At 38.4% G+C, this 24,184-nt stretch carries 26 protein-coding genes; 16 read left to right on the top strand and 10 right to left on the bottom strand.

All coding sequences use genetic code 11. The features are described from left to right. Positions 1-27: 27 nt before the first annotated feature. The 3 genes from FKV42_RS06140 to FKV42_RS06130 are packed head-to-tail and all read right to left on the bottom strand — an operon-like array spanning position 28 to position 1,338. Entirely contained in the window at positions 28-891 is an 864-nt protein-coding gene (locus FKV42_RS06140) for a hypothetical protein (protein ID WP_154809351.1), read from the bottom strand. Between the two features lie 32 nt (positions 892-923). Beyond that, positions 924-1,106 (bottom strand): hypothetical protein, encoded by a 183-nt coding sequence (locus FKV42_RS06135; RefSeq protein ID WP_154809350.1) that lies wholly within the window; start codon positions 1,104-1,106, stop codon positions 924-926. Then, complete coding sequence (locus FKV42_RS06130; protein ID WP_154809349.1) at positions 1,093-1,338, bottom strand: hypothetical protein; 246 nt, start codon at positions 1,336-1,338, stop codon at positions 1,093-1,095. Before FKV42_RS06130 ends, FKV42_RS06135 begins: the two co-directional genes overlap by 14 nt. Positions 1,339-1,450: 112 nt before the next feature. On the opposite strand from FKV42_RS06130, the gene FKV42_RS06125 reads away from it, so the two are divergent. After that, positions 1,451-2,191: a helix-turn-helix transcriptional regulator gene (locus FKV42_RS06125; protein ID WP_154809348.1), complete on the top strand. Its 741-nt coding sequence runs from the start codon at positions 1,451-1,453 to the stop codon at positions 2,189-2,191. A gap of 349 nt (positions 2,192-2,540) precedes the next feature. Here FKV42_RS06125 and FKV42_RS14005 read toward each other — a convergent pair whose 3' ends face one another. After that, positions 2,541-2,687 (bottom strand): hypothetical protein, encoded by a 147-nt coding sequence (locus FKV42_RS14005; protein ID WP_196214066.1) that lies wholly within the window; start codon positions 2,685-2,687, stop codon positions 2,541-2,543. A gap of 267 nt (positions 2,688-2,954) precedes the next feature. On the opposite strand from FKV42_RS14005, the gene FKV42_RS06120 reads away from it, so the two are divergent. Then, entirely contained in the window at positions 2,955-3,920 is a 966-nt protein-coding gene (locus FKV42_RS06120) for a cation diffusion facilitator family transporter (RefSeq protein ID WP_230375510.1), read from the top strand. A 302-nt stretch (positions 3,921-4,222) separates the two neighbouring features. Next, on the top strand, positions 4,223-4,417 hold the full coding sequence (locus FKV42_RS06115) for a hypothetical protein (protein ID WP_154809346.1): 195 nt from the start codon (positions 4,223-4,225) through the stop codon (positions 4,415-4,417). 364 nt (positions 4,418-4,781) lie between these two features. On the opposite strand, the gene FKV42_RS06110 is transcribed toward FKV42_RS06115, so the two are convergent. Then, complete coding sequence (locus tag FKV42_RS06110) at positions 4,782-4,958, bottom strand: MM0924 family protein (RefSeq protein ID WP_196214065.1); 177 nt, start codon at positions 4,956-4,958, stop codon at positions 4,782-4,784. A 554-nt stretch (positions 4,959-5,512) separates the two neighbouring features. Between FKV42_RS06110 and FKV42_RS06105 the strand changes: the two genes are divergently transcribed. Then, positions 5,513-6,838, top strand: a complete 1,326-nt coding sequence (locus FKV42_RS06105) for an ATP-binding protein (RefSeq protein ID WP_154809344.1) — start codon at positions 5,513-5,515, stop codon at positions 6,836-6,838. 126 nt (positions 6,839-6,964) lie between these two features. Here FKV42_RS06105 and FKV42_RS06100 read toward each other — a convergent pair whose 3' ends face one another. After that, the gene (locus FKV42_RS06100) at positions 6,965-8,008 is read right to left on the bottom strand and encodes a hypothetical protein (protein ID WP_154809343.1); all 1,044 of its coding nucleotides are present in this window, start codon (positions 8,006-8,008) and stop codon (positions 6,965-6,967) included. 191 nt (positions 8,009-8,199) lie between these two features. Further along, positions 8,200-8,541: a hypothetical protein gene (locus FKV42_RS06095; protein ID WP_154809342.1), complete on the bottom strand. Its 342-nt coding sequence runs from the start codon at positions 8,539-8,541 to the stop codon at positions 8,200-8,202. Between the two features lie 184 nt (positions 8,542-8,725). Between FKV42_RS06095 and FKV42_RS06090 the strand changes: the two genes are divergently transcribed. After that, complete coding sequence (locus tag FKV42_RS06090) at positions 8,726-9,259, top strand: putative ATP-dependent zinc protease (RefSeq protein ID WP_154809486.1); 534 nt, start codon at positions 8,726-8,728, stop codon at positions 9,257-9,259. Between the two features lie 177 nt (positions 9,260-9,436). Next, positions 9,437-10,579 (top strand): tetratricopeptide repeat protein, encoded by a 1,143-nt coding sequence (locus FKV42_RS06085; RefSeq protein ID WP_154809341.1) that lies wholly within the window; start codon positions 9,437-9,439, stop codon positions 10,577-10,579. Positions 10,580-10,698: 119 nt separating this feature from the next. Here the strand turns inward: FKV42_RS06085 and FKV42_RS06080 are convergent, their stop codons facing one another. Then, entirely contained in the window at positions 10,699-11,940 is a 1,242-nt protein-coding gene (locus tag FKV42_RS06080) for an SLC13 family permease (RefSeq protein WP_154809340.1), read from the bottom strand. A gap of 107 nt (positions 11,941-12,047) precedes the next feature. Here FKV42_RS06080 and FKV42_RS06075 point away from each other — a divergent pair, with 107 nt between their 5' ends. From FKV42_RS06075 to FKV42_RS06050, 6 genes are all read left to right on the top strand, one after another. Beyond that, entirely contained in the window at positions 12,048-12,779 is a 732-nt protein-coding gene (locus tag FKV42_RS06075) for a fumarylacetoacetate hydrolase family protein (RefSeq protein ID WP_154809339.1), read from the top strand. Continuing rightward, on the top strand, positions 12,779-13,078 hold the full coding sequence (locus FKV42_RS06070; RefSeq protein ID WP_154809338.1) for a hypothetical protein: 300 nt from the start codon (positions 12,779-12,781) through the stop codon (positions 13,076-13,078). Before FKV42_RS06075 ends, FKV42_RS06070 begins: the two co-directional genes overlap by 1 nt. Positions 13,079-13,229: 151 nt before the next feature. Further along, positions 13,230-14,939 (top strand): glutamate--tRNA ligase, encoded by a 1,710-nt coding sequence (locus tag FKV42_RS06065; RefSeq protein ID WP_154809337.1) that lies wholly within the window; start codon positions 13,230-13,232, stop codon positions 14,937-14,939. A 216-nt stretch (positions 14,940-15,155) separates the two neighbouring features. Further along, entirely contained in the window at positions 15,156-16,877 is a 1,722-nt protein-coding gene (locus FKV42_RS06060) for a NosD domain-containing protein (RefSeq protein ID WP_154809336.1), read from the top strand. A gap of 78 nt (positions 16,878-16,955) precedes the next feature. Next, positions 16,956-17,924 (top strand): YbgA family protein, encoded by a 969-nt coding sequence (locus FKV42_RS06055; protein WP_154809335.1) that lies wholly within the window; start codon positions 16,956-16,958, stop codon positions 17,922-17,924. A gap of 107 nt (positions 17,925-18,031) precedes the next feature. Further along, the gene (locus tag FKV42_RS06050) at positions 18,032-18,271 is read left to right on the top strand and encodes a hypothetical protein (RefSeq protein WP_230375508.1); all 240 of its coding nucleotides are present in this window, start codon (positions 18,032-18,034) and stop codon (positions 18,269-18,271) included. An 88-nt stretch (positions 18,272-18,359) separates the two neighbouring features. On the opposite strand, the gene FKV42_RS06045 is transcribed toward FKV42_RS06050, so the two are convergent. Beyond that, the gene (locus FKV42_RS06045) at positions 18,360-18,950 is read right to left on the bottom strand and encodes a 30S ribosomal protein S3ae (protein ID WP_154809334.1); all 591 of its coding nucleotides are present in this window, start codon (positions 18,948-18,950) and stop codon (positions 18,360-18,362) included. Between the two features lie 319 nt (positions 18,951-19,269). Here FKV42_RS06045 and thiM point away from each other — a divergent pair, with 319 nt between their 5' ends. From thiM to FKV42_RS06030, 3 genes are all read left to right on the top strand, one after another. Then, positions 19,270-20,055 (top strand): hydroxyethylthiazole kinase, encoded by a 786-nt coding sequence (thiM, locus tag FKV42_RS06040; protein ID WP_154809333.1) that lies wholly within the window; start codon positions 19,270-19,272, stop codon positions 20,053-20,055. A 5-nt stretch (positions 20,056-20,060) separates the two neighbouring features. Then, a complete protein-coding gene (gene thiE, locus FKV42_RS06035) occupies positions 20,061-20,705 on the top strand; it encodes a thiamine phosphate synthase (RefSeq protein ID WP_154809332.1) in 645 nt (214 codons plus the stop codon). Between the two features lie 187 nt (positions 20,706-20,892). Next, positions 20,893-21,384 carry a hypothetical protein gene (locus FKV42_RS06030; RefSeq protein WP_154809331.1) on the top strand — a complete coding sequence of 164 codons (492 nt, stop codon included), beginning with the start codon at positions 20,893-20,895 and terminating at the stop codon, positions 21,382-21,384. Positions 21,385-21,444: 60 nt separating this feature from the next. On the opposite strand, the gene FKV42_RS06025 is transcribed toward FKV42_RS06030, so the two are convergent. After that, a complete protein-coding gene (locus FKV42_RS06025; RefSeq protein ID WP_154809484.1) occupies positions 21,445-22,953 on the bottom strand; it encodes a serine--tRNA ligase in 1,509 nt (502 codons plus the stop codon). 267 nt (positions 22,954-23,220) lie between these two features. Between FKV42_RS06025 and FKV42_RS06020 the strand changes: the two genes are divergently transcribed. Continuing rightward, positions 23,221-24,150, top strand: a complete 930-nt coding sequence (locus tag FKV42_RS06020) for a ketopantoate reductase family protein (protein WP_154809330.1) — start codon at positions 23,221-23,223, stop codon at positions 24,148-24,150. The last annotated feature ends 34 nt before the right edge of the window (positions 24,151-24,184 follow it).

The raw sequence follows: 24,184 nt of genomic DNA, 5'->3' as shown, positions 1-24,184 counted from the left end.
GTTATGCTAAAAAATATAGTAGTTTTTCTACAAATCCAATATTTTATTGTAGTTTTTCAGTTTATTTCCCACATACTCAATGAGTACCTTTTCAACAAAAAGACCAGCTGCACCAATTAGAAACAATGTTGAGTACAACATAGTGAAATTATGTGTATTGTAATACATTGAAAGCAGTTGTCCAATGCCACCAACCATGGTTTGAATTGTCATTTCACTCATCATTTGAAAAAGTAGACAAAATAAATAACCCATTTTTGTTGCAATTAATTTTTGACCATCGCCAGAAATCAACATAACTACTAAAATTGGAACTATTATTGACTGTAAGAAGATCAAAAATTGCGAAATTCCAAATAGCACGGTTAATATGGGTGTTTTTACTATAATTGCTGTTCCAGTCAAAAAGATCAGAAACCACAATACCGGGGTGATAAATTGCTTTACATTTTTAGATGTGTGTATAAGATTTCCCAGTGGTAAACCTATCAGTAGCACTACCAGTAGTTCCAAAATGGAAAAAAGAAACGTAATTCCGAGTTGATATATCATTCGTGGTGACAAAGACCATACAATAACGGAAATTGGTGGTAAACCATATTTCACAAGAATTATTCTTGCTAATATTTCCCATAATAAAAATAATGCACCAAACGGAATAACATACCAGATCCACTGTAAGGACCTGTTCTCACCTTGCTCATTTTCAATATCATTGTCCATGTACTCACGACCTAAAGCATATAGCAAAAAGGAGGGTAACCCTCTTCCAACTCCCATATCTGCAACATTCTGACCAGATTCCAGAAGAAGCAACTTGATTATTTCATCTGGTCTGCTTTTTGTTCTGGATGCTTTCTTGTTGAAATCCTTGTTTTTAAAATTACTCATAATCTTCAGCCACTTAGAATAAACGATCTACCTTATTCATGAAGCTCTTTTCTTCTCCTGTTGTTCTGCATGAACCAGAGACCTGTAAGCAGGAAGAATGTTGTCCATCCACTGATTCCTGGGCTGAATGTCTTTGCAATATCTGCAAGTAGATATACTACTCCGACAATCATTACCAAAAATCCAAACCAATTTCCTTCTCTATTTGTCCTCATTTTTATCACCTTTTAACAACAAATTCTTTAGTTGAGATTCATCAAAAGAAAGGTCAATATCACCAAATTTGCCTGAGATATGCAGAACACAGGGCTCGATGAAGCTCAATTCCTCAATGTCCAGTATACCACTGATCTCCATCACATTGGTACAATCACAACAGGTCTTCAGTTTTCTTATGACACTGAAATCCTTGATTGCAACGGAAAATGCAAATTCTTGTTCGACCATTTCCTTCACAAATAATACTATTCTCATACAGGTACTTTAAAAAAATCTGGAACAATTATTACCTTAGTCGCATCGTTATGACTAAGTAACATAATTGTTACAATTTAAAGAAATGAAAAGTCATGAGCTCTTTGCTGAACTTGCATCAGAGAACAGGATAGCTATACTAAAAGCCCTGGAAAAGGAACCACTGAAGTTCACCCAGCTAAGATCCATAATAGATGCAACATCTCCTGAAACATCAAGGCAGTTGAACCGTTTGTCTAAAATGGACCTCATTGTAAAAGATGGTGATGGAAGCTATTCACTAACATCTCTTGGTAAACTGGTCGTTTCATCAATATCCAATCTGGAAACCATTGCAAAGAGATCTGATTTTTTCCTGCATCATGATACTTCTCCGATACCTCCGCATTTACTCAGGGAGATCGATTCTCTCAAAGAAGGGGAGGTTATAGAAGGCGTTTTTGTGCTTGTTAATAAAATGACCGAGATATTTGAAGAGATTCATGAATATGCCTGGTATCTTTCCGATGATTTTCCACGTTTCTTTATACCGATGGTAGAAAAGAAATTGGACGAGGGTGTGAATTTTCGTGCAATATACCCCAGGGACTTTGCGGAAAAACTTTTGGTGGACGTACCTGAAAAGATCCTCAATAGTACTGAAATCCTAACGGTGAATGAAGTTAATATAATCATCAATGTTACCGATAGGTTCGGTCTGCTAGCACTTCCAGGACTCGATGGAAAAGTTGATAGGGACAATGTACTCGTTGGTTCAGATGACGTTTTTATAGAATGGTGCAAGAGAGTTTTTGAATATTATTGGGGAACAGGCAGACATTATTAGATTGTAATACAAAGGGCATTTGAATTAATATTTTTCAGAAACAAAAGCCAGTATACTAGATACTTGTAGGAAAAGTCTCAAAATTAAAAATTGATGACCTCTACAAAACCTCTCTAATGATCTCATCCACAGTTTTTTGTAGATATTAATCTAGATTTCCGATAACAAGATCGAAGCATCTTGAATCTGTAGAATGAAACTATTTAGTAAAGTTTGCTATTATTCTTGATGCAAAATTGTTACTTTGATGTTTTTAGAACTATGTAACCACGTTTGCTCAGTTCTTCTATAAGGTCCTTATCTGAATATGTTTTAAACCTTGCTTTTTTCCATTCTTGTTTTTTCATGTTCATCCTTTTGCTGGCGCATCATCGTTTTTACTTTTTTTCTTGTCAGAAGTTGACTCAATAATCAAAATATCTTCTTCATCGAAATAGGCAATATAATCTGCATCTTTATTAGTGTTCACAAATACATATATATCTACTACATTCATATGTTTTTGTATTATTGCTTGTTCTAGTTATCTATTTGTGTGAGATGTAATAATGTAATTCGAAAGGTCTGAAAATAACTTAAAAACCTACAATAGGAGTCTCTCTTTGAGCTTATAACAATTAAACACAACAATGAACACAACAATGCGGTTGCACTGGAAATAAACCAGGTCGGTCAAAAACATATGTTTCAAAACAAACTCTATCTCTATCACAAAACACTAATATGAATGTTATATAAAAATTACAATGGACGGGGAGCAATTTTGAAGGGAAGACATCATCATGAACATGAAAAACACCACGCTCATACGCATGGAGCTGTAGATCCTTCCATTGTCAGCACTTCAAGAGGCATATGGGCTGTCAAGTGGTCATTCATCGCACTTATGGTTACAGCTCTTCTTCAGATATTCATTGTATATATAACTGGAAGTGTTGCTTTGCTTGCAGATACAATACATAATTTTGGCGATGCTGCAACAGCCATTCCTTTATGGATAGCTTTCTCTCTTGGAAGACGCAAGCCCAACAGCCGATTCACTTATGGTTACGGACGGGTGGAGGACCTCGCTGGTGTGGTGGTAATTCTTTTAATATTATTTAGCGCTCTTGTAGCGGGTTATGAATCTATTCACCGTCTGATAAATCCTCAGGAAATAATGTTTTTACAATATGTAGCTATTGCAGCTTTGATAGGATTTGTGGGCAATGAATTGGTTGCTGAATTCAGAATAAAGACCGGTAAGGAAATAGGCAGTGCAGCTCTTATAGCCGATGGCTATCATGCACGAGTGGATGGTTTTACCAGCCTTGCAGTCCTGCTTGGAGCAATTGGTGTCTGGATGGGCTATCCACTGGCAGATCCTATAATAGGTCTAATAATAACAGTGGCTATACTGAAAATAGTCTGGGACTCTAGCAAAATGGTGTTTTCCAGATTACTGGATGGTGTTGAACCTGAAGTAATAGATGAAATACGTCACTCGATCAACCATGTGGAAGGTGTGGAGGATGTATCTGATATCAGAGTAAGATGGATTGGTCACAGGCTACATGCTGAGATCAATATCTCAGTGAACTCGGATCTTTCTGTACGTGAAGGGCATAGAATAGCAGATGAGGTCAGGAAAAATCTACTTCATCACCTTAAGTACCTATCTGGAACCACAATTCATGTTGACCCTTCGGAAGAATCTGGGGAGGATTATCATTATCCGGGAATAAATTAGATAATATTGTTTTGAAAGCATCTCAATAACAGTTCTGGCGCGAGTTAATTGTTGATTTACTTTAACTTGCAATTCTTTATTGTAACTAATCTTTTACTATTAACCTTGTTTTCGTTAACGCGTGTGAAACCCTCATTTTTTGTAAAAACGAATTAGCGTCATCAATACTACGTTTAATCTTTCAAGAAAAGCGAAAGTAATCCTTTTAAGTGACATTATTCAATTTTAGCCTGAAGCTAACATAAAATAAAGAAGCAGTATGGGGTTAGTTTTAAACAATAACCAAAAGGAGATGCAAACAAATGATATATGGATATTCAAAATTAGATGATGCAGCAGTAAAGACCGTACAGGACCTTGAGAAAAAGATGGGTGTTACTATAGTGGCTTTTACCGGACAGGACGTCAAGACCGCTGACCTCTCTGAAGCTGACATGAAACAGGTTCAAGAGACTGAAGCTAAACTTGGTGTTACACTGGTTGCTGTCACAGCATAAACTCTTAATCAGATAAGTCTAAGACCCTGACACATATGTAAGGGTCTAAATCCTGTTTTATCCTGTTTTTTATTTGTAATTCAAAGGTCGTAGGTATCATTCAAGTGATTTTACTCAACTGAATATCTTATTACCAAATTCCAAATTTTTCAATGTTGATTATAAAGTCTATGAATTGTTTATTTTAGATCAACAGAAGAATTAGGAGTTTTTAGTTTAGCTACACTCAAAGTTTTCCCTGACATGAGCATCACTATACAAGGAAAAATTCGGCAAGATGCAAAAAAATAGTGGAAAAGCGAGAATATCAAAACTAATATGCTACAAACTAAGTAGAGAGTAGAGAAGACTACTCTCGACTAAATCATTTTGCCCATATAGCAATAATTTTATCGATAGCTATGTGAGTGAACTTGCCTTCTTTTGTAAGGGTCAGGACACCGTCGGCACAAGCTTCAACTACTCCCTGGAAGGTGTCTGGTCCACCACAATAAACATCAACATCTTTTTGCAGATAGTGTTCAACGATAAATGGTTGCATTATTTGTTTCCTCCCTCTTTTAGTGAACAGGACAATAAAAAGAAAATCCTATTCCAATATCTTATTGAGTATAGTGTAATATATAAGTTATGCTGCCTTCTTTTGTAAAAATAGCACTTTTTAGCACTTTATTTGCTAAATAAAGTAAATTTACTATGTTATGGATTATTCAATTTCAAAAATTGTATTAATTGGGTTATTAAAAGCATATTATCTTAGATATTGTTAACATAAAACAAGTAAGATTAAATACGGTGAAGTTGAGTTCATACTTTAAGGTTTGTTGCACGTTTAATGATTTTATTCGGTAATTTGTTTTTAGAAACTCTATGATTGAATGCACTTGGAAGCGTGGTATTGTATACTACTCATGAAATTCAACATTTCTATGCACTCATGGAATTGCTGGAAAAGTAAGGTTTTATGAAGAAAATGTTTCTTTATCGATTATACTGAACAGATATTGCGATTTTTGTCGAGTATAATAGATAAACAGGGTGTATTTTATCGAGTATAGTCGATGGATATTTAAAGAAAGATGTTAGATTGTTATTGTGAATATCAAAGAAAAACTAAAGAATGCAATCATCGACTGGCATGAAAGAGATTTACCATCGTTGCAGAGGCGAGGTTACAAGCTAGATCTCAACACGCCTCATGTAAATGATATTGTAGGTGTCAGAAGATGTGGTAAGACTTTCTACATGTATCAGTTAATACAGGAACTGATAGAGCAGGGGGTTCCAAAGAGCAATATATTGCATCTCAACCTTGATGACGACCGGCTCCAGCCGATAAATGGAAATGAGCTTCAGCTTTTAATAGAAACATTCAGGGAACTTCAGGACACTAAGAACAGTTCCAATGATGGTCGTTTATATCTTTTCCTTGATGAGGTTCAGAGTTATCCATCATGGGAGCGATGGGTGAAAGGTGTCTATGACAGAAAACAAAACGTAAAGATAGTTATAAGCGGTTCAAATGCTTCCCTGCTTTCACAGGATATATCCACACTGCTGACAGGAAGACACCTTAGTACACGTATGTTCCCTTTCAGTTTTGCAGAGTTCCTTGAATATCATTCTATCGATTACAACCTGAAGACACTTCCGTATTCTGAAGACAGAATCGTTGTAAAAAAGATGTTTAACGAGTATCTGGTTAACGGTGGTTTCCCGGAGACAATAGTTTATCCATCAATACAACATCATGAACTACTCCAGTCGTATTTTGATGATATAATCTATCGTGATATAATCTCAAGATATGGCATCAGGAATCCACAGGTGTTCAAAGACCTTGCATTGTTCTGTATCTCAAATATCGCAAAACCACATACTTACAATTCACTCAGGCGACTCTTTGCTAATTTTTCATCCCTGAGCACTGATTCCCTGATCAATTATATCAACTACCTTGAGGACGCTTTCCTGCTTTTCAGTGTTTCTCATTACGATGAGTCACTGAAGCAGCAGATGAGCAAACCCAGAAAGCTGTATTGTATTGATAATGGCATGATCAATGCAGTTTCTTTTAAACTCTCCTCGGACACCGGCAGACTATACGAAAACATGGTTTTCATCCATCTTTTGCGTTCCAATCAAGAAGTCTACTATTGGCAGAACCAGAAAGGCCACGAAGTTGATTTTGTTACAAAGAAAGGCCTTGAACCAACTCAATTAATACAGGTTTGCTATAATCTTTCAGACCCTGAAACAAAAGAACGTGAGCTAAACGGTCTGCTCGCCGGTATGAAGAACTTCAAAATGAATGAAGGATTAATAATCACTTCTGATGAATTTGGCGAGGAAGAGATTGAGGGGAAGAAAGTTAGGTATGTGCCGTTGTGGTATTGGATGTTGGAATATGAATTTGAATGAAGCGTAGCTTATGGGTATAATATTAGACTGTAAATTGCTTGTTAAAAAGTATTTAACTAGATTTCATATAATAACAATGGTTGTTGATACTTAATCGTAGTTACATTGTGTTAATAAAAAACAGTTTTATAGTGACGTTTGGTCACATTTTTTTAATAATAATTCATATTCACTAGTTAATTTATATTTAGTTTTATATTTGTATATGTATTTTGATGATATAAGGTTATTTAGATATTGTTCTATCATTTCTTTGCTCAAAAGATTAAAGTTAGATTCAATATTTTGGATAGATGTACCTTTCTTTTTAGTAGATACATATTGGAGAATTTCTATGGATGTTTGAACTTCTGGATCATTGGTGAAATAAGGATACAAAGTAATAATGAATCTAGTTGTAGCATAAATCAGCATTATTAATACAGACATGTATAACAAATCTAAGAGCGAAAACGAGGATATATTTGAAATTAAATAATACATATTTGATATAAAATCTAGTTTGTTTATTATTAAAATGTAGCCTAATGCAAAATATGCCATTCTAAAATATCCAAAAAGCATAATTAATTGTGCTAAGTCTTTCGGTTGTGCACAAAATAGTGCAGTTGATTTTTGAAATAATATTCTGAAAGCACCACTAATTAACCAAAGAGAACTACCAATTATTGCATATGATGGAAAACGTGAAAAACTATTGAATATTCTATACGTAAGATACGTTTCTAGCAATATGTATAGAAATAACTTAAAATCAAGTTTAAAATAATGTTTGAACAATTTTATTATTACTTTATAGTCTGTTATAAGTGGCTTTATACCTAATGTGATAACTGGAATTGCAATAGATATAAGAATGGAACTAAAATCAAAATCATCAACAGACTTAATTTCGAGGGCATACTCCAAAATAATCGGCACTGTAATTGTTATAATTATAATAATTATATGGCAATGCATTATCTTTGGTTTTAAGTCAAATATATTTCCAACATATTTAGGGTTAAATCCTCGAAGTAATGTAGAGTTTTTTTGCGATGAAACTTTCCTTGCGTTTGCAGTATAATTAGCATTTTTTATTATAATAAAAAATATAACTGAGAGGACCAGTGCAAAAGTACTTGCATAAAAAACTTGTACAGGATCACCAATTAATAAATTATTAGACATATATCTATCATTTTTTGTATGTTGGTAATTTAGGTACCAGTTTTATTATATTTAATCATTTCTAAAATAGTTATATCAATTAATAGATTCTATCAACAGCCAGGGTTTATTGACATTCAATTAACGCATATTTTTACATGGTCTTCTTTCGATGAAATTCATTTTCATCAATAAAAATACAAAGAAGCAACCTACTGTTGCCCCTTTCTTAAACTCTTCATTCTTTCAAGTTCAGCCTCAAGTTCCTGGATTTTCAGCTCATCTATCTTGTCGGTAAGTTCATCCAGTTCCTTGTCTGCCATTTTTACAGAATCGTGGATTTTTTCAAGAACATTCTTTTCCAGACTGAGTTTTTGTCTCTTTGTTTCGCTGATAAGGTCTTCAACAAGGATTTTTCCTTCCTCCTTGCTAAGCTTTCCTGTATCAACTTTGTCCTTAACGAACTCTCTGATTCTCTCTTCTGAAAGTGCTGCAAGTCCTGCACCGATAAGTGCTGCTGCTCCTAAAAGCCCGACTTTTTTCATTTTATCCATATTTATACTCCCATTGATTGATTTTATAATTTGATTGCGATTTTGCTTACATGCATTGTTCAGATTCATCCCCATTTTTCATCTGCATGTATTTACACAAGTAAATTGGAGTTCAACATATATCAAAAGAATGGAACGTTTTGATAACTTATTTATCACCATGCATCAATAATAAATTTTGAACATGAAGATCAACGACCTGAAAGCCATCCTCAAATTCAGTTCAAGGGAAGAAGCGATATTTGGAAAATTCGACATTCTCAGGGATGCATTCTATCCCATGGTCCTTTCACTGAAAGTCGGAGGTGCATGGAGCTATTCTACAGATGACCTGAAAAGCATCTCTGTGATGAAAGTCTTCACAGACTATGATAAAGAGAGTAAAACAGGTCATACTATTGAAGAAGTCTGGATGTTACTGAATCCAGAGTGGGTATCAAAGGAAGGCATCGTTCATAGACTGGAAAAATGCGGCGGGAAGGATGAGCGTTCTCTTGTCACACGGCCATATTCAGTCACACTCAAGGCTGAACGAATAATAGTTGCTTCCATTAGCACAGCAAAAAAGAAGATCTACATAAAAGAATCCACAGAAAAAACCGTATCTTTTTCCGGTCCTTCAGCATTCTATGCTGCACATGAGATGGAACATCTGGAGCATGTTGAAATTGAAGGACTTCCCATGTGGGCTTTTGAATATGAAGAAGTGAAGGACTGAAGGGCTGATCATCGTAATTGAATGCCTCAATTAAATGCATATATTTTTATATAGGCCATACATGCATTAAAAACGTAAATAGAGTTATTAAATAGATAAACAATTTAATAACTGGGTTAAGGTACTGATTATTTCAATCTTTCCGGCAGGCTACCGGTATTTCAAAAAGGTGTTTACATGGGAATGTTAGATGACGTAAAATCAAAGAAAAAGCAGAAAGCTGCCGATAACTGGATAAAAATGGGCGACTCAGCCAAAACGGTTGATAAGCAGGTTGAATATTATACTAAATCACTGGATATCAATCCTTACAGTGCTGAAGCATGGTTTAAGAAAGGTAAAGCTCTTGAAAAAATGGGACGCTTCGAGGAAGCCAAGAAAAGCTTTGATCTTGCAATAGAGGTCGATCCGGATTATCAGGGCCTGATTGGAGGTTCCTATAAACCATCTGCTGATGTTCCTTCATCTTTATTAGTTGAAGAGGATGTAAATGAGCTAGAACCCCCTGAATCTGTAATTGAAGAAGAGCTGATGGAAGAAGAACTTCTTTACGAACCTGAAATTGTTACAACAGCAGAACCTTCCAACGAGGGTGTTTCATCATACAGGCCACCTGTTGGTGATGAATCAATATTCAGTAACGTGATATCTGATGACGAATCGGACAATGAATCTCCATCTTATGCAAATGACAATTATGTTGAAGAGCAGGAAGAGCTCATCGAAGAGGAACCAGAAGTCAGATCCGATTTCAGATCGGAACCTATATCTGAACCAGCATCAGAACCTGAATCTTTTACAGAGGATTCTGGATATGAATCCCACAAAGAAACAGAAGAGAACGTTTTCGGAAGCGGTTCTGTTTCATCATCTGAATCAACAGAGCGTGATGTGATTTCAGGTTCACCATCAGTTGTTGAAAGAGATGAACCATCTGTATTTTCATCTCCTGAGCCTGTGGAAAAAAGGGAAGATACATTCTCATCTCCGTCCACACCTGCACAGCAGAAACCTGTTTCTTCCTACAAGGCTGAAGAAAATGTAATTGGAAGGTCCAAACCAGAATCAATATGGTCTGCACCTGCAAGTGCTCCGGCAAGCACACCTGTGGCTGCTTCAGCACCTCCGGTGTCAGAAGCACCAAAAAGACCAGCAGCAGGGTACGATTTATCTTCCGGCAGTATAGCAGGTTCTAAACCAGTTGCAATTTCAGGAGCGGATCTTGTGGATATAAGGATACCATTGAATGAAACTCTCAAATTCTGGGCAGTTGGCGTTGTAGCAATGCTTATTGTCCTGATCCTTTCCAAGATCCTTTGAGACTGTAATCATAGGTTAAAGGAATTCAAAATAAAAACAGAGATGTCTGCTTGCAGGACATCTTTCTTCTTTTTCAGTAATTTCAGTTCATAATACATTAAAGAATTGAATTATTATTTTTATCCTATGAAGTACCAGTAAACAAATATCTGAACCACAGTGAGAGGTATTCCGATACTGGCAAATTCAAAGAACCCGAGTGAGACATTACTCCTGCGCTCTGCATTCTGTATTATGATTACGTTGCTTGCAGCACCCAGTATTGACAGATTTCCAGCGATAGTACTTCCTGCTGCCAGTGCCACAAATTCTCCGGTACTTACATTGGCATGCAATAAAATGGGTATGTAAAGCGCAACAAGCGGAACGTTAGATATCAACTGGCTGAGCGTAACACTTATTGTAAGGATCATTGGCACTTTGCTGATGTCAATTTCAGATGAAGAAATGATATTCTGGAAGAATCCGCTGTCCCATACACTTTCCATAAGAACGAACATGGCCACGAAAAATATCAGTGTGTGCCAGTCCATATTTTTCAATACTTCTTTTCTTCTTTCACTGAAAATAAGAACCGGTATTGCTGCTACAAGAGCTATGTATGTAAGTTTCAGGTCAAAATGTTCAACCAGTCCTGTAATTGTCATTAATATCTTAATGCATACCAGCAGCATTACCAGTGCAAGTGAAATTCTGGAAAGTCCTGCAAGTTTTTGATCACTTATAGCCTGTTTTGAATGACTCAGCACAGTTGAAATGAAATTCTTCCTGTATGCAATTCTCAGGAATATGTATGCAACCAGCAGGTTAATGGCAGTTGGAAGAAGCAGATGGTTCATAAACTCAATAAATGGGTTCTGCATCCCACTTTCAAGCGCTATAAGGAGATTCTGGGGGTTGCCTATAGGGCTTATGACACTGCCAGTTGTTACTGCAAACGCAAGACTCATCAGAAGCAGTTTAGGGTTGATATGGTGGTCCTTTGCAAGCAGAAGTACTACCGGAGTTCCGATTATAGCAAGTGTATCATTCATGAGGAATGCCGAGGCAAATCCCATGCCAAAAAGAATGTACAGTACTACAAGATCAACCGAACCTGCAGTTTTAAAAAATCTATATGACAGGTGGGAAAGATACCCACTCATCTCAAGTGCCTGTCCTATGAGAAACATGCCGAAAAGAAAAAGCAAGACATCGACATTTACAGCTTTAATGGCAGAAGCTATTGAAATCTGGCCTGTAAGAATTACACCGGCAGCACCAAGGGACATTATCTGCCAGATATCAAGTTTCACATTCCCAACCTGTCTTACGGCTGTAAGAAAGAACACAATGGCTAGAATTACTAATGTTATTATCACTGCAACTTCAAATCTGCAGGTTCACTTAAATATTTTACTTAGGATTATGTTCCCGAATACTTTCAATACTCATCCTTATCTAGAATGAAAACAAAACAGTCCCACTAATGTTTGGACGATTCAGGTATAACGATAATGTATTTTACGGAGAGGTTGATGGAAACAAAGTAACTTCCATAGAAGGCTCTTTCATGGAGTATGAACTCTCCGAACTGGAAATACTTCCACCTTCTCATCCATCAAAGATAGTATGTGTGGGCCTAAATTATCATGACCATGCTACTGAATTTGGTATGGCTGTTCCTGAAGAGCCAATATTGTTTATAAAGCCACCATCAGCTATCATCGGGCAAAATGGGAAGATAATGTATCCGAAGATCAGCAAGCAGGTAGATTATGAAGCAGAGCTGGCAATTGTTATCGGTAAAAAGTGCAGGAATATTACCTATGACAGGGCTTATGATGTAATTGCAGGTTTCACATGTTTTAATGATGTGACTGCCCGTGACCTGCAGCAGAAGGATGGACAATGGACAAGGTCTAAAAGCTTCGATACTTTTGCGCCTGTAGGTCCTTTTGTAGTACCTGTTGAGGATTTTGATCCGGAGAACGCTTCCATTGTAACTCGTGTAAATGGAGAGGTAAAACAGGATTCTAACATCAGCAACCTGATATTTGATATTCCTTATTTGCTGGAGTTCATTTCTGGAGTTATGACACTGGAGGTTGGTGATATTATTGCAACAGGAACACCTCCGGGAGTAGGTGAAATTCACCCCGGTGATGTTGTTGAAGTGGAAATTGAAGGAATAGGAACTTTGGTCAACGAGGTTGCATAATGCTATTCGATCAGGTTAACAAGGAGCTGGAACTTTCCCAGCGTCATTTAGAGGTTTTAAAAGTAGTTGTTGAAAGAGGTCCTATTGGTATTCTCAAACTCTCAGAGGAAACCGGTATGCCAACACACAAAGTGCGTTATTCTTTGCGTGTACTTGAACAGGAACAACTGATCAAGCCTTCGTCACATGGTGCGGTTGCAGGAGACGCAGTAAAAGAATTCCTGTCTGATTTTGAAGAGAACATCAAAGAACTGATCAACAGGGCTGAGGAAGTAAAGGAAATAGGTGGCTCTTTCTGAGAGATTTCCTGTTTCATTTATGATCTGACCATATCTTTTAAGTTCAGTTCTTATAATTCACTCTACTATATTGATGCTTGCAGTCCCGTAAAATTTGGGATTATGACACTCAATATTTAATGCTCATATTTGATTTTCCCGGAGATCTATAATGACTTTAACTGACGACGATAAAAAGACCATAGAGAAATATGCGTTGCAGAATGCTGTAAAATACGGCCAGGCACCACAGATTGGTGCTGTTATGGGTCGTGTGATGGGTGAATGTGCCCACCTGCGTCCAATGGCAAAGGAAGTCGGACCTGTTATCCAACAGATACTTGCAGAAGTTGCTAAAGAAACCCCCGAAGAGTGGCAGGCCCGCCTTGAGGCTATTGCCCCTGAACTCATTGAGGAGCTCAATACAAAGAAGGAACCTGATAAGGGTCTTAAGGCACTTGATGTTGAAGAGGGACAGCAGGTCGTTATGCGTTTTGCACCAAATCCAAATGGTCCACCAACCCTTGGAAGCACCCGTGGTATCGTTGTCAATTCAGAATATGTGAAGAAATATGGCGGCAAGTTCATCATACGTTTCGATGACACAGACCCTCAGACAAAGCGTCCTATGATGGAAGCATACGACTGGTATCTTGATGACTGTAAATGGCTTGGTGCTGACCCTGATGAGGTTGTCATAGCTTCAGACAGAATCCCAATGTATTATGACTATGCCAGAAAGCTCATCGAAATGGGAAATGCATATGTCTGTTTCTGTGATGGTGCAGATTTCAAGAAATTTAAGGATGCCAAGGAAGCATGTCCTCACAGGGATGTAAGTCCGGAAGAGAACCTCATGCACTGGGACAAGATGCTTGCCGGTGAGTATGAGGAGAAATCCGCTGTCCTGCGTATTAAGACCGATATAACTCACAAGGACCCTGCACTTCGTGATTTCGGAGCATTCAGGATTGTAAAGGTACCTCACCCACGTCCGGAAGTCGATGGCAAATATTGTGTCTGGCCACTTCTTGACTTTGAAGGTGCTATTGAGGATCATGAACTTGGCATGACTCACATTATCAGGGGTAAGGACCTGATGGACAGTGAGAAACGCCAGACCTATATCTACAATTATCTAGGATGGAAATATCCGAAAACAACTCACTGGGGACGTGTTAAGATGCACGAGTTCGGTAAGTTCAGTACCAGTGCATTACGTAAGTCCATTGAGGATGGCGAGTATTCAGGCTGGGACGACCCGCGTCTTCCAACACTCCGTGCAATGCGCAGGAGAGGTATTCTCCCTGAAGCGATTCGTAAGTTCTTCATCGAAATGGGTGTAGGAGAAACTGATGTCAGCATCAGTATGGACACTCTTTACGCAGAGAATCGTAAACTTATTGATTCTGTTGCAAATAGGTATTTTTTTGTATGGAATCCTGTTGAGATTGAAATCACAGATTCAGAACCATGCATAGTAAATCCCTCATTGCATCCGACTGAAGACAGGGGATGTCGTGAGATTGAAGTTGTCGATAAGGTCTATATCTGCAATGAAGATGCTGATAAACTCCAGATAGGTTCAAAACTCAGACTCAAGGACCTTTTCAATGTGGAGATTACTTCCACTGAGCCGCTTCAGGCAAAGCATATCGGTGATTCAATCGAGTCAGTGAAAAAGGAAAAGATGAGAATCATCCACTGGGCTCCAATGGACGGTATTTCTATCAGAGTATTGTCACCCGATGGTGAGTTTACAGGTATCGGTGAAAAGCAGGTTACAACTGAGCTTGATAAGATCGTACAGTTCGAAAGATTCGGGTTCTGTCGCATTGATTCTGTAGATGATGAAGTTGTGGCTTATTATACACATAAATAAAAGGATTCTAAAATCCTTTCCTATTTTTATTTTGTTTTTATCGTTATCTTGCGTTTCTTCTTTGATTTATCATCATTATGATTATCTTTTTATATTCATATATTAACAGCGTTAATCTCGAAAAGTTTATATAACTGTGTATGAATGCACATTTAGGCTGAATTACTAATTTTAAAAAACAGCTTTTGATTATCCAATTGGCTGGAGGTAATCTTGGTGGTAACTAATAAAAAAACATGTAAAAACAGTACTTTTCTTAATTTGTCGAAAATATCGATAGTAGCACTTTTAGCTTTTGTATTGCTTTCAAACTGTGCATCTGCACAAACATTGATCGTTGATTCTTCAGGTGCAACGCCTGGAGCATATCCTACCATACAATTAGCTGTTGACTCACCAACAATTATAGGAGATATTATTCTGGTAAAACCTGGTATTTATCCGGAATTAGTCAATCTTCAATATAAAACAGATATCACAATAATGTCTGAATCAGCTAATCAAGTTGATACAATAGTAGCTGGTTTCAATGCAAATTATGCACGCAATGTGACTATCACAGGTTTTAATATCAACGGGGGACTTCTCGGAAGTTCTTATGGTATCTATTCCTATGAAGGACGCAACTTAACCATAGAGAAGAATACTATCAGTGAGTTTCTTACTGGTAATGGCATACTAATAAAAAATGCAAACTATAACCTGTTCGCTGATAATACTATCACAAATAACAAATACGGTATCTATATTGATTCAAGCTATTATGGTACTTCTTCTTATAACACTTTTACAGGAAACAACATTTTATTCAATACCGATTATGGAATCGTTTTTAATGAAAGGTATATTTCCAATAATAACTTTTACAACAATTATTTGATGAACAGATACAATCACTTCTCAGCCAGTGCTGTTAGTATCTGGAACACAACCAGAAGTTCAGGTGTCAACATAATCGGAGGTTCATATATGGGTGGTAACTACTGGGGCAGGCCAGATGGAACAGGCTTCAGTCAGACGCACATAGATGCCGATGGTGATGGTATCTGTGACGAAGCTTACGTTCGTGGCGCAGATGTAGATTATTTCCCACTGGGTGGTTATGCTCCTGTAGTAGGTGTCTCTGACCTCAAAGAATCAGATATTGGTTACACATGGATCAACTGGAGCTGGACCAATCCGTCAGATAGTAACTTCAATCACAGCATGGTCTATCTCGATGGAGTTTTCAAAGCAAACGTGTCCACAGAGCATTTTAATGCTACTGTTCTATCTGATTCCACAACATATGAAATAGGAATAAGGACAGTTGACAAGTCCGGCAATATCAACACAACCTGGGTCAACGACACTGCTACCACACTTGATGGAACTGCACCTGCTATTGTTACAGGTTTAAGTGAGGTTGATATCGGTTATACCTGGATCAACTGGAGTTGGACCAATCCTTCAGATGTGGACTTTGACCACTGTGAAATTTACATCGATGGAAATTATACTGGTACAGTGACATATCAATTCTTCAATGCAACAGGTATCTCACAGGGCACTGTTTGTGAAATTGGCATCATGACTGTTGATAGTTCGGGTAATGTAAACACCAATCTGATTAGTGACGCTGCAAAGACTGATGAACAGGCAGTGGTTAATACTGTTACGCCAAAAAGTAGAACCAGTTCTTCAGGTGGTAATACAGGTACTGAACTCAGAATTATAGAACCCGATGAGGAAGAAGACAATGCAGTAGCAGATATTGAAGAAACTCCATTGCAGTCCACACCAGAGGTATATGAAGAAGAAACTGAAATGGATATCGGTAATAATATTGCAGAAGAAGCTTCTGATGCTACAGAGACTACAAGCAGCGCTCCGGGATTTGGTGTATTGACAACTATTGTAGTAATAGTATCAATGGTTCTTTTTAGACGTAAGGATTGATAATTCAATCCTTTTCATTTTATTTTTATTACTGATTCTATCCAAAAAGTCTTTTTTCCAGTTTACTGTTTACTTTACATGGAATCTCAGTCCAAATGCAGTTTTTCACGCCCGACAATTGTAATCAGCAGATGCCTTGGTTTTGATAATTGTCGCTATGATGGACAGATAGTTTCATTTCCTTTAGCAGAAGCCATGAAACCATTTGTTGAGTTTATTGATGTGTGTCCTGAGTACGATATCGGTCTTGGGATTCCAAGGGAACCTATACGCATAGTTGAGGATATTGAAGAAAGCAGCAGGAAACTGATACAACCTGCAACAGGTCTTGACCTGACAGAGAAGATGGAATCGTTTTCCCGTTTTTACCTCGAAAAACGGGATGATTTTCATGGTTTCATACTCAAATCAAAATCTCCATCTTGCGGTACAGGTACGACTAAAGTATTTCCTGACACAGAGACTGAAGAGTATACTCATCACGAAGGAAACGGATTTTTTGCAGAAACGGTATTTCAGAATTATCCTGAAATTCCTGTCATCGATGAGGAACAAATCAATGACCCGATAAAGAGGGACCATTTTTTGACACAGGTCTTTATGCTTGCATCTTTCAGGGATGCATCCGTTTCATGCAAACTTCATTCACTGGTACAATTCCATTCTGCAAATAAACTGCTTTTCATGGCTTATGACAAACAGATGATGACTGCTATGGGAAACATAGTTGCTAATAGGAATGATTTTCCGGTTGAGAAAGTGTATGAGAATTACACTGCACTTTTAATGCAAATAATTTCAAAATCTTCGCAAACTGGTTCTGCTATCAATGCTTTTATGCATGCATTCGGTTACTTTTCTCGACATCTCAGTGTCGCTGAAAAATTCGGATTCATGCAGCAGTTACAAAAGTTGCGGACAGATGGCTCTGTAATATTTGAATTGAGAAAATGGTTCATGTCAATGGCCGGGAAATATGGTGTGGAGTATCTTTCAGAACAAACACTTTTCTGCCCGTATCCATCGGAAATATTAGAGGATTTTTAAAAATAGATGCTGCTGCTACAATCAGCATCAGATAATTTCATATCTTTTGAAATTCCATACTATATTGTCGGTACACATCACGTGGGGAATCTAAAGGAGATGCTATCGTGGAAGACAATAATGATATCGAACTGGCAGATGTTCAGGAATCTGATGAAGACGAAGAATTGATAGAAGTTTGTCCTGTATGTGGCAGTCCTGAACTTTATTATGAAGCAGGTGGCACTGAAGGTCTCTATCACTGCAAATATTGTGGTTATATTGGTGCCTTTGTCATCGATGCGAATCTGGAAATGATGAAACTGATACGTGATGAGTACGAAAGTAAAGCACGTGTTTCAGAATAAATTAAAGCTACGCTTCCTGAGGAAAATCAACTAAAAAGAGATATTCAGGTGGCGCAGGCCACCTTCTAGTTTATATTTAAATTTAAAATTAAGCTTTTGCAGGGACAGTTTTTACTTCTGTCTTTCTGATTTCTACCCTTCTGAGTGGGTAGATGGACTTTGCATTCCTGTAGATGTTTGCGGAAAGCTTGCCCATGATAGCTTCTTCGATGAACTGCTCGAAGTTAAGCTCTGCTGCACGTTCCAGTACGATCTTAGCCATTACTTCTCTGATGCCTTTGATCTGGCTGGTTCTTGCTCTCTTTACAGTGAAGCAAATTGGCTTTACTCTGATGACGTATCCGTCCTTTGTCTTAACATCAAGGTTTGCATCGATTCTTGAGGTCTGACGCTTTACAATTGAGCGAAGGTAATCTGTTGTGATCTCGTGACCGAGGAATCTTGTGTTTGCGATGTCACCGTTGACATCATTGATCTCGAGTCTAAGCTTTGTGTTATGCTTTGTGAAATCGTTAGCAATTTCGCCGACTGTGGTTTCAACGACACGACCGATGAGCTGTTCAGGCTCTTCTGCAGGTGTAACACCAATGTTTGTCCTGCTGATGAATTCCGGTGTCTCTACGTTGTACCATGTCTTTGACTTCCATTTGTCTAACTTTCTCTGCACTTTCCTTGCCAAGTAATAATTCCTCCAGATGAGTGTGATTTAATGATATAATTTTATGAATATATGTAATCTGTAATTGTTCAACGAGCTGTCATAAATAATTATGAGATAATGTATGCACTGATAAATTGGCTCTCTATACTATGCATATCCATATATAAACAAATCGGTTAGGTCTGAATCAGAAAAAGCCAGTATTAAGTTTCAATTCAGGTAATAATAGATACAAAAAAGTATTTTATGAATAAATACTTCTCTATGGCAATCATAATCGAATAATCAATCATGCTTAATATGGTACACTTATCATCAAAAAAACGGGGGCATTTTAATGAAAAATCCGCTTGAATCTATAAGGGAATCTAAACCGCTGGTACATCACATCACAAATTGGGTAACCATCTATGATTGTGCAAATATAACAAGAGCTTTCGGTGCTCTTCCAATCATGGCTCATGCCCCGGAAGAATGTGCAGACATGACGGGTATTTCCACAGTTTTTGTTCTTAACATCGGAACCCTTACAACAGAACTCATCGATGCAATGATCCTCTCAGCAAAGGCTGCAAACGAGAAGAACATGCCTGTAGTCCTTGATGCAGTAGGAGTCGGTGCAACAAAGTTCCGTGATGAGATGGCTGCAAAAATACTTGATTCCGTCCGTGTGGATATAATCAAAGGTAACTATTCTGAGATTGCAAAACTCGCAGGTGAAAATGCAATTACAAGAGGTGTAGAAGCTACATCTATTGAAGCTGATCCTAAAAAGATTGCAAAGGAATTTGCAAAAGCCAGATCATGTGTAGTTGTAATGACAGGTGCTGAAGATATAATCAGTGACGGGGAAAGAACATTCGTTGTTAAGAACGGACATGAATTGATGGGTTCAATTGTAGGAACAGGATGTATGGCTGCATCAATAATAGGTTCCTTTGCAGGAGTGAACTCAGACCTCTGTGAAGCTGCAAAAGATGCTCTCTGCTATTTTGGAATTGCAGGACAGCTTGCAGCTGAAAAATCTGCAGGTCCGGGCACATTCAAGATGTATCTCTATGATGAGGTATACAATCTTTCCGATGAAAAAGCACAGTCCATGATGAACTTCGAAGAGTGCTGAAACCGATGACTGATAAAAGAGTATTGCTGGATGAAATTGATTTCTACCTTGTGACAGATTCAGGTCTGTCCAAAAAAGGTACCCTCTCTGATGTGGAAAAAGCTGTTGCTGCAGGATGCAGGATTATCCAGTATCGTGAAAAGGCCATCAGTACAAAGGATATGATACTTGAAGCAGCGCAGATCAAGACATTATGTGGCAGTGAGTCAATTTTCCTTGTAAATGACCGCGTTGATGTTGCTTTAGCCGTTGATGCTGATGGTGTGCACATCGGACAGGATGACATGCCAATTGATACTGCAAGAGAACTTCTCGGACCAAACAAAATTATCGGTCTTACAGTTCACAATATAGAGGAAGCCCTTGAAGCGGAAAGAATGGGTGCTGATTATGTGGGCCTCAGCCCGATTTTTAACACTTCTACTAAAAAGGATGCTGGAAACGGCATCGGTCCTGAAAGCATCAGAGTTGTGAAAGATGCTATTAAAATCCCTATTGTTGCTATAGGTGGCATCAATAAGCAGAACAGCGAAAGTGTGATCCTTGGTGGTGCTGACAGTCTGGTTGCGATTTCTGCTGTTGTTTGCAGTGATGATGTGGAACGGGAAACCAGGGAATTCATTGATTTGATACAAAAAATCAAATATTGATGTAGATGCCGGATTTATCCGGAATTACTGATCTAATTTTATCTACTATAATGTATGCTGTGATGATACGCAGCATAGAACCACCTATTTTTTGATTTTGAAATAAATGGATAAAAATTCCGCAGACAACAATTCGATATAGTTATATTTTTATAAATTTACACTACTTATTATATGGGGAATAATTTTGCCAGCGATCAACGATAAAGTAACACTTGAAAAAATGCTTCAGCGGATGTACTGGATCGAAGCGGAAATGGAGCAACTTGGCACCTGGGAAGCTCGTATTGAAATGATGGATGAGAATATTGCTGCACTTGAAACCTTATCTCATGATTCAGACAGACATGGGGAGCTCATGAAAAAATGGCTAATTAAAGGGAATATTTCCATTCCCGAAGAAGCACCTCACGGCCTTCCAAAGCATATATTTGACTTCAATGGATCTTCAAATCAGGAAATGTTCAGGACTATAATGAAATATGAAATACTTGCAATGAATGCCTATCAAGATATGAAGAATACCAATCCCGATGTGTTAAGTCAGGTATTTCCTGATGAAAATGATGTGAATGAATTCCTTAATGATATGGAACAATTGATCAAAGATGAGGAAATGCATGCAGGTATCTGTAAAAAACAGGTTGGCGGCTATACAACAATAATGTATGGAAAATGAGACTTTCAAAATATCAACTGAGAGTTCATTCCCTCATTAAACATGAAATAAAAAAGAAAATCAGAGGAATTTAATTCCTCTTGGAATCTCTCCTGCTCTTTTCCTGAATTCCTCAGGCCAGTTCTCAGGGTCAATTCCTTTCTGTGCAAAGAAGGCGGAAGCCCATCTTTCAAGTCCCACACCGGAACATCCAGACCAGAGTTCCTCGCCGGACTGGCACTTGACATTGAATCCTGATGGATACTTGTTTCCATTTACACTGACATTCTGGAATTCCAGCCATTCGGCATCCTCGCCGCGGTAAGGAAGCACTGCTTCATAGTCAGTCGTACCGGCTTCTGCCTGCTCGGAAACTCCTGTAAGTCCTTCCTGTGCCATGAACCATGGTGTAACCCATGCCTTTCTCCATTCAAGGTCAAGGAGTTCATTGAAGATGTACATATACTTCTCATGAAGTTCATTTGCAGTTTTGATTACCTGTTCCTTATTACCTACCCAGAGAATCTCGACCCTGTGGAACTCATCCACACGTTCCATACCGTGGATTCCACCACTCTCATATCTGTGTGATGTCCCAGATCTGTCAAATACCTTTATTGGGAACTCGTCGGTTGGGATGGTCTCACCCTGCAGGTATACCCAGAAAGGAGGACACTGTGCATAGCACATTCCACCGATTGGATCGCCGATCTTTTCCTTGATGAGGGATGTTGGAACTTCGTGTGTTACCTTGTAATGGTCGATAACTTCCTCCCAGAACTCAGGGTCTCTTGTCTTTGGAGGACAGACGTAATAAATCTCAGGATAGACACCTTTTGCATGTCCTGATTTCTGCCATACCTCCCATGGTACAAGCTTCGGGAAGATCATTTCCCTGTATCCGAGAGGTTCAAGAAGCTCCTCAAGAACGATTCTCTCAAAAGTTCTGAACATCCTTGTGGATTGCGGACCATGTATCCATTGACCTCTGCTGGCACCTCTCTTAAGCCAGCCAGCATCCATCATTGCTTTGGTCGGGTCTTCGTTGAACTTATGGTCTTTCTTCTCGCTCTGCCAGAGAATGTTCCAGTGTTCTGTCTTTCCACCATAGGACTGCTGCTCGATCTTGTCTTCCATGAGAGAAAGTATCCTGTCAGGAACACGGTTTGACATTGCAGACTCATCAACATCAAGAACAAGCTTGATAATTCCATCTGTGTATGTCATTTCTGCAACATAAGGAATCTTCATTGGAGGAAGTTCTTTCTCAGAAGGAACTTCAATTGTGAATGACTCTACTTCTATTCCACGGACACCGATCTTGAATTCTTTTCCAAGCTTGCCTGCAAGAGGTTTTCTCATACGAAGCAGTGCATCATGGACACGTACATGCCTGCCGGATTCAATAATGAGTTTAATCCTGTCGCCCTCTACTTTCCATCCTGTGACCTTTGCACCCTGTCCTTCCGGTGCACCCTTGGTAAGAATACTGTGATTAGCTTCATGGATGTACTTGTCAACAACATCTGTAGCCGGTGTTGCATCTGCACTTGTCTTAAGTGCGCACTCCAGCCTGAATTTAAAGTCAATTGTACTTCCTGCACCTTCCGGTTTATCTACCGGACAGCATTCGTCTCTTTTTTTTCCTTCCATAGATTTCCATTCCTCTGTATGATTGTGATAGGGAAAATCAAGCAGCCATAACTGCTTTTCATGAACGTTATAGTTATTTCCAGCCCTCAGGCTACTTTATGCAAGATGTATCTTTTGCTAATTAAGAGCTTCTCTTAATTGGTCAGCGTCCAAGAGTTATTCTTTTAACGGAAAAAAACATCTAAAGCAAAAAAGAGGTGCTCTATGAAAGTCCTGATATTAGGTGCAGGAGCAGTGGGTCTGACCCTTGCTGCAAAATTATCTTCAGTTTGTGATGTACATGCAGTATGCCGCCAGAGACATGCTGACAAAATAAATTCAGATGGTTTTAAGATGACAGGCATCTGGGGTGATGCAACCTGTAAGTTCAGTTGTTCAGAAGATGCCCCTAAAGATGATTATGATTATATTTTCATTACTTCCAAGTCAATTGCTACCGAATCAATCTGTGAGCAATTTGCCGATATAATAAAAGGCAGGGAAGTTATCAGCATGCAGAATGGTCTTGGAAATGAAGATATTATTGCTGGATACACCGATAAAGTAATTGGAGGTACCATAATTACCGGTTTTGAATGGTCAGGCGATGCACAGATTCATGTATCCGTTGAAACCGGGCCAATGAATCTCGGCAGATTCCCATCAGGACTTGATGATAGCGTGCTCAGGCTTGTTGAACTTGTGAAAAGTGCAGGCATTCAGGTAAACGGAACAGAGAACATCATGAGTTCTGTTTGGTCAAAGGTTCTGTACAATTCAGCCCTTAATCCACTTGGTGCTGTCATGGGAGTTCCATACGGGAAACTTGAAAACTCACACGCATGGAGTATTATAGAGAACATTGTTCAGGAGGCTTTCAAGGTCACTGAAGCAGAAGGTGTTGTACTTCCATGGAAGACCGCAGAAGAATACCTTGCTTTCCTCCATGATTTCCAGCTCCCGAATACTGCAGAGCATCATTCCTCCATGTACCAGGATATCACTTCCGGCAGGAAGACTGAGATTGATTTCCTCAACGGTGCGATAGTATCAAGGGCAAAGAAACTTGGAATTGATGCACCATACAACACATTCATTTCAGAGCAGATACGCTTCATGGAAGCATTGCAGGCAGAAAAACAGAAGCAGGAATAAGGCTTACAAACTAAAATTGAAACTAGGATTGGAA

It is taken from the genome of Methanolobus vulcani, from assembly GCF_006546655.1.
Classification (GTDB): domain Archaea; phylum Halobacteriota; class Methanosarcinia; order Methanosarcinales; family Methanosarcinaceae; genus Methanolobus; species Methanolobus vulcani_A.
The sequence above is the reverse complement of the archived record's forward strand: the minus strand, read 5'-3'. Positions and strand labels throughout refer to the sequence as shown.

Bases quoted from the DNA above. Each gene is read 5' to 3' on its own strand.
- FKV42_RS06140 (WP_154809351.1), bottom strand. From the start codon at position 891: ATGAGTAATTTTAAAAACAAGGATTTCAACAAGAAAGCATCCAGAACA.
- FKV42_RS06135 (WP_154809350.1), bottom strand. From the start codon at position 1,106: ATGAGGACAAATAGAGAAGGAAATTGGTTTGGATTTTTGGTAATGATT.
- FKV42_RS06130 (WP_154809349.1), bottom strand. From the start codon at position 1,338: ATGGTCGAACAAGAATTTGCATTTTCCGTTGCAATCAAGGATTTCAGT.
- FKV42_RS06125 (WP_154809348.1), top strand. From the start codon at position 1,451: ATGAAAAGTCATGAGCTCTTTGCTGAACTTGCATCAGAGAACAGGATA.
- FKV42_RS14005 (WP_196214066.1), bottom strand. From the start codon at position 2,687: ATGAATGTAGTAGATATATATGTATTTGTGAACACTAATAAAGATGCA.
- FKV42_RS06115 (WP_154809346.1), top strand. From the start codon at position 4,223: ATGATATATGGATATTCAAAATTAGATGATGCAGCAGTAAAGACCGTA.
- FKV42_RS06110 (WP_196214065.1), bottom strand. From the start codon at position 4,958: ATGCAACCATTTATCGTTGAACACTATCTGCAAAAAGATGTTGATGTT.
- FKV42_RS06100 (WP_154809343.1), bottom strand. From the start codon at position 8,008: ATGTCTAATAATTTATTAATTGGTGATCCTGTACAAGTTTTTTATGCA.
- FKV42_RS06095 (WP_154809342.1), bottom strand. From the start codon at position 8,541: ATGGATAAAATGAAAAAAGTCGGGCTTTTAGGAGCAGCAGCACTTATC.
- FKV42_RS06090 (WP_154809486.1), top strand. From the start codon at position 8,726: ATGAAGATCAACGACCTGAAAGCCATCCTCAAATTCAGTTCAAGGGAA.
- FKV42_RS06085 (WP_154809341.1), top strand. From the start codon at position 9,437: ATGGGAATGTTAGATGACGTAAAATCAAAGAAAAAGCAGAAAGCTGCC.
- FKV42_RS06075 (WP_154809339.1), top strand. From the start codon at position 12,048: ATGTTTGGACGATTCAGGTATAACGATAATGTATTTTACGGAGAGGTT.
- FKV42_RS06070 (WP_154809338.1), top strand. From the start codon at position 12,779: ATGCTATTCGATCAGGTTAACAAGGAGCTGGAACTTTCCCAGCGTCAT.
- FKV42_RS06065 (WP_154809337.1), top strand. From the start codon at position 13,230: ATGACTTTAACTGACGACGATAAAAAGACCATAGAGAAATATGCGTTG.
- FKV42_RS06055 (WP_154809335.1), top strand. From the start codon at position 16,956: ATGGAATCTCAGTCCAAATGCAGTTTTTCACGCCCGACAATTGTAATC.
- thiM (WP_154809333.1), top strand. From the start codon at position 19,270: ATGAAAAATCCGCTTGAATCTATAAGGGAATCTAAACCGCTGGTACAT.
- thiE (WP_154809332.1), top strand. From the start codon at position 20,061: ATGACTGATAAAAGAGTATTGCTGGATGAAATTGATTTCTACCTTGTG.
- FKV42_RS06020 (WP_154809330.1), top strand. From the start codon at position 23,221: ATGAAAGTCCTGATATTAGGTGCAGGAGCAGTGGGTCTGACCCTTGCT.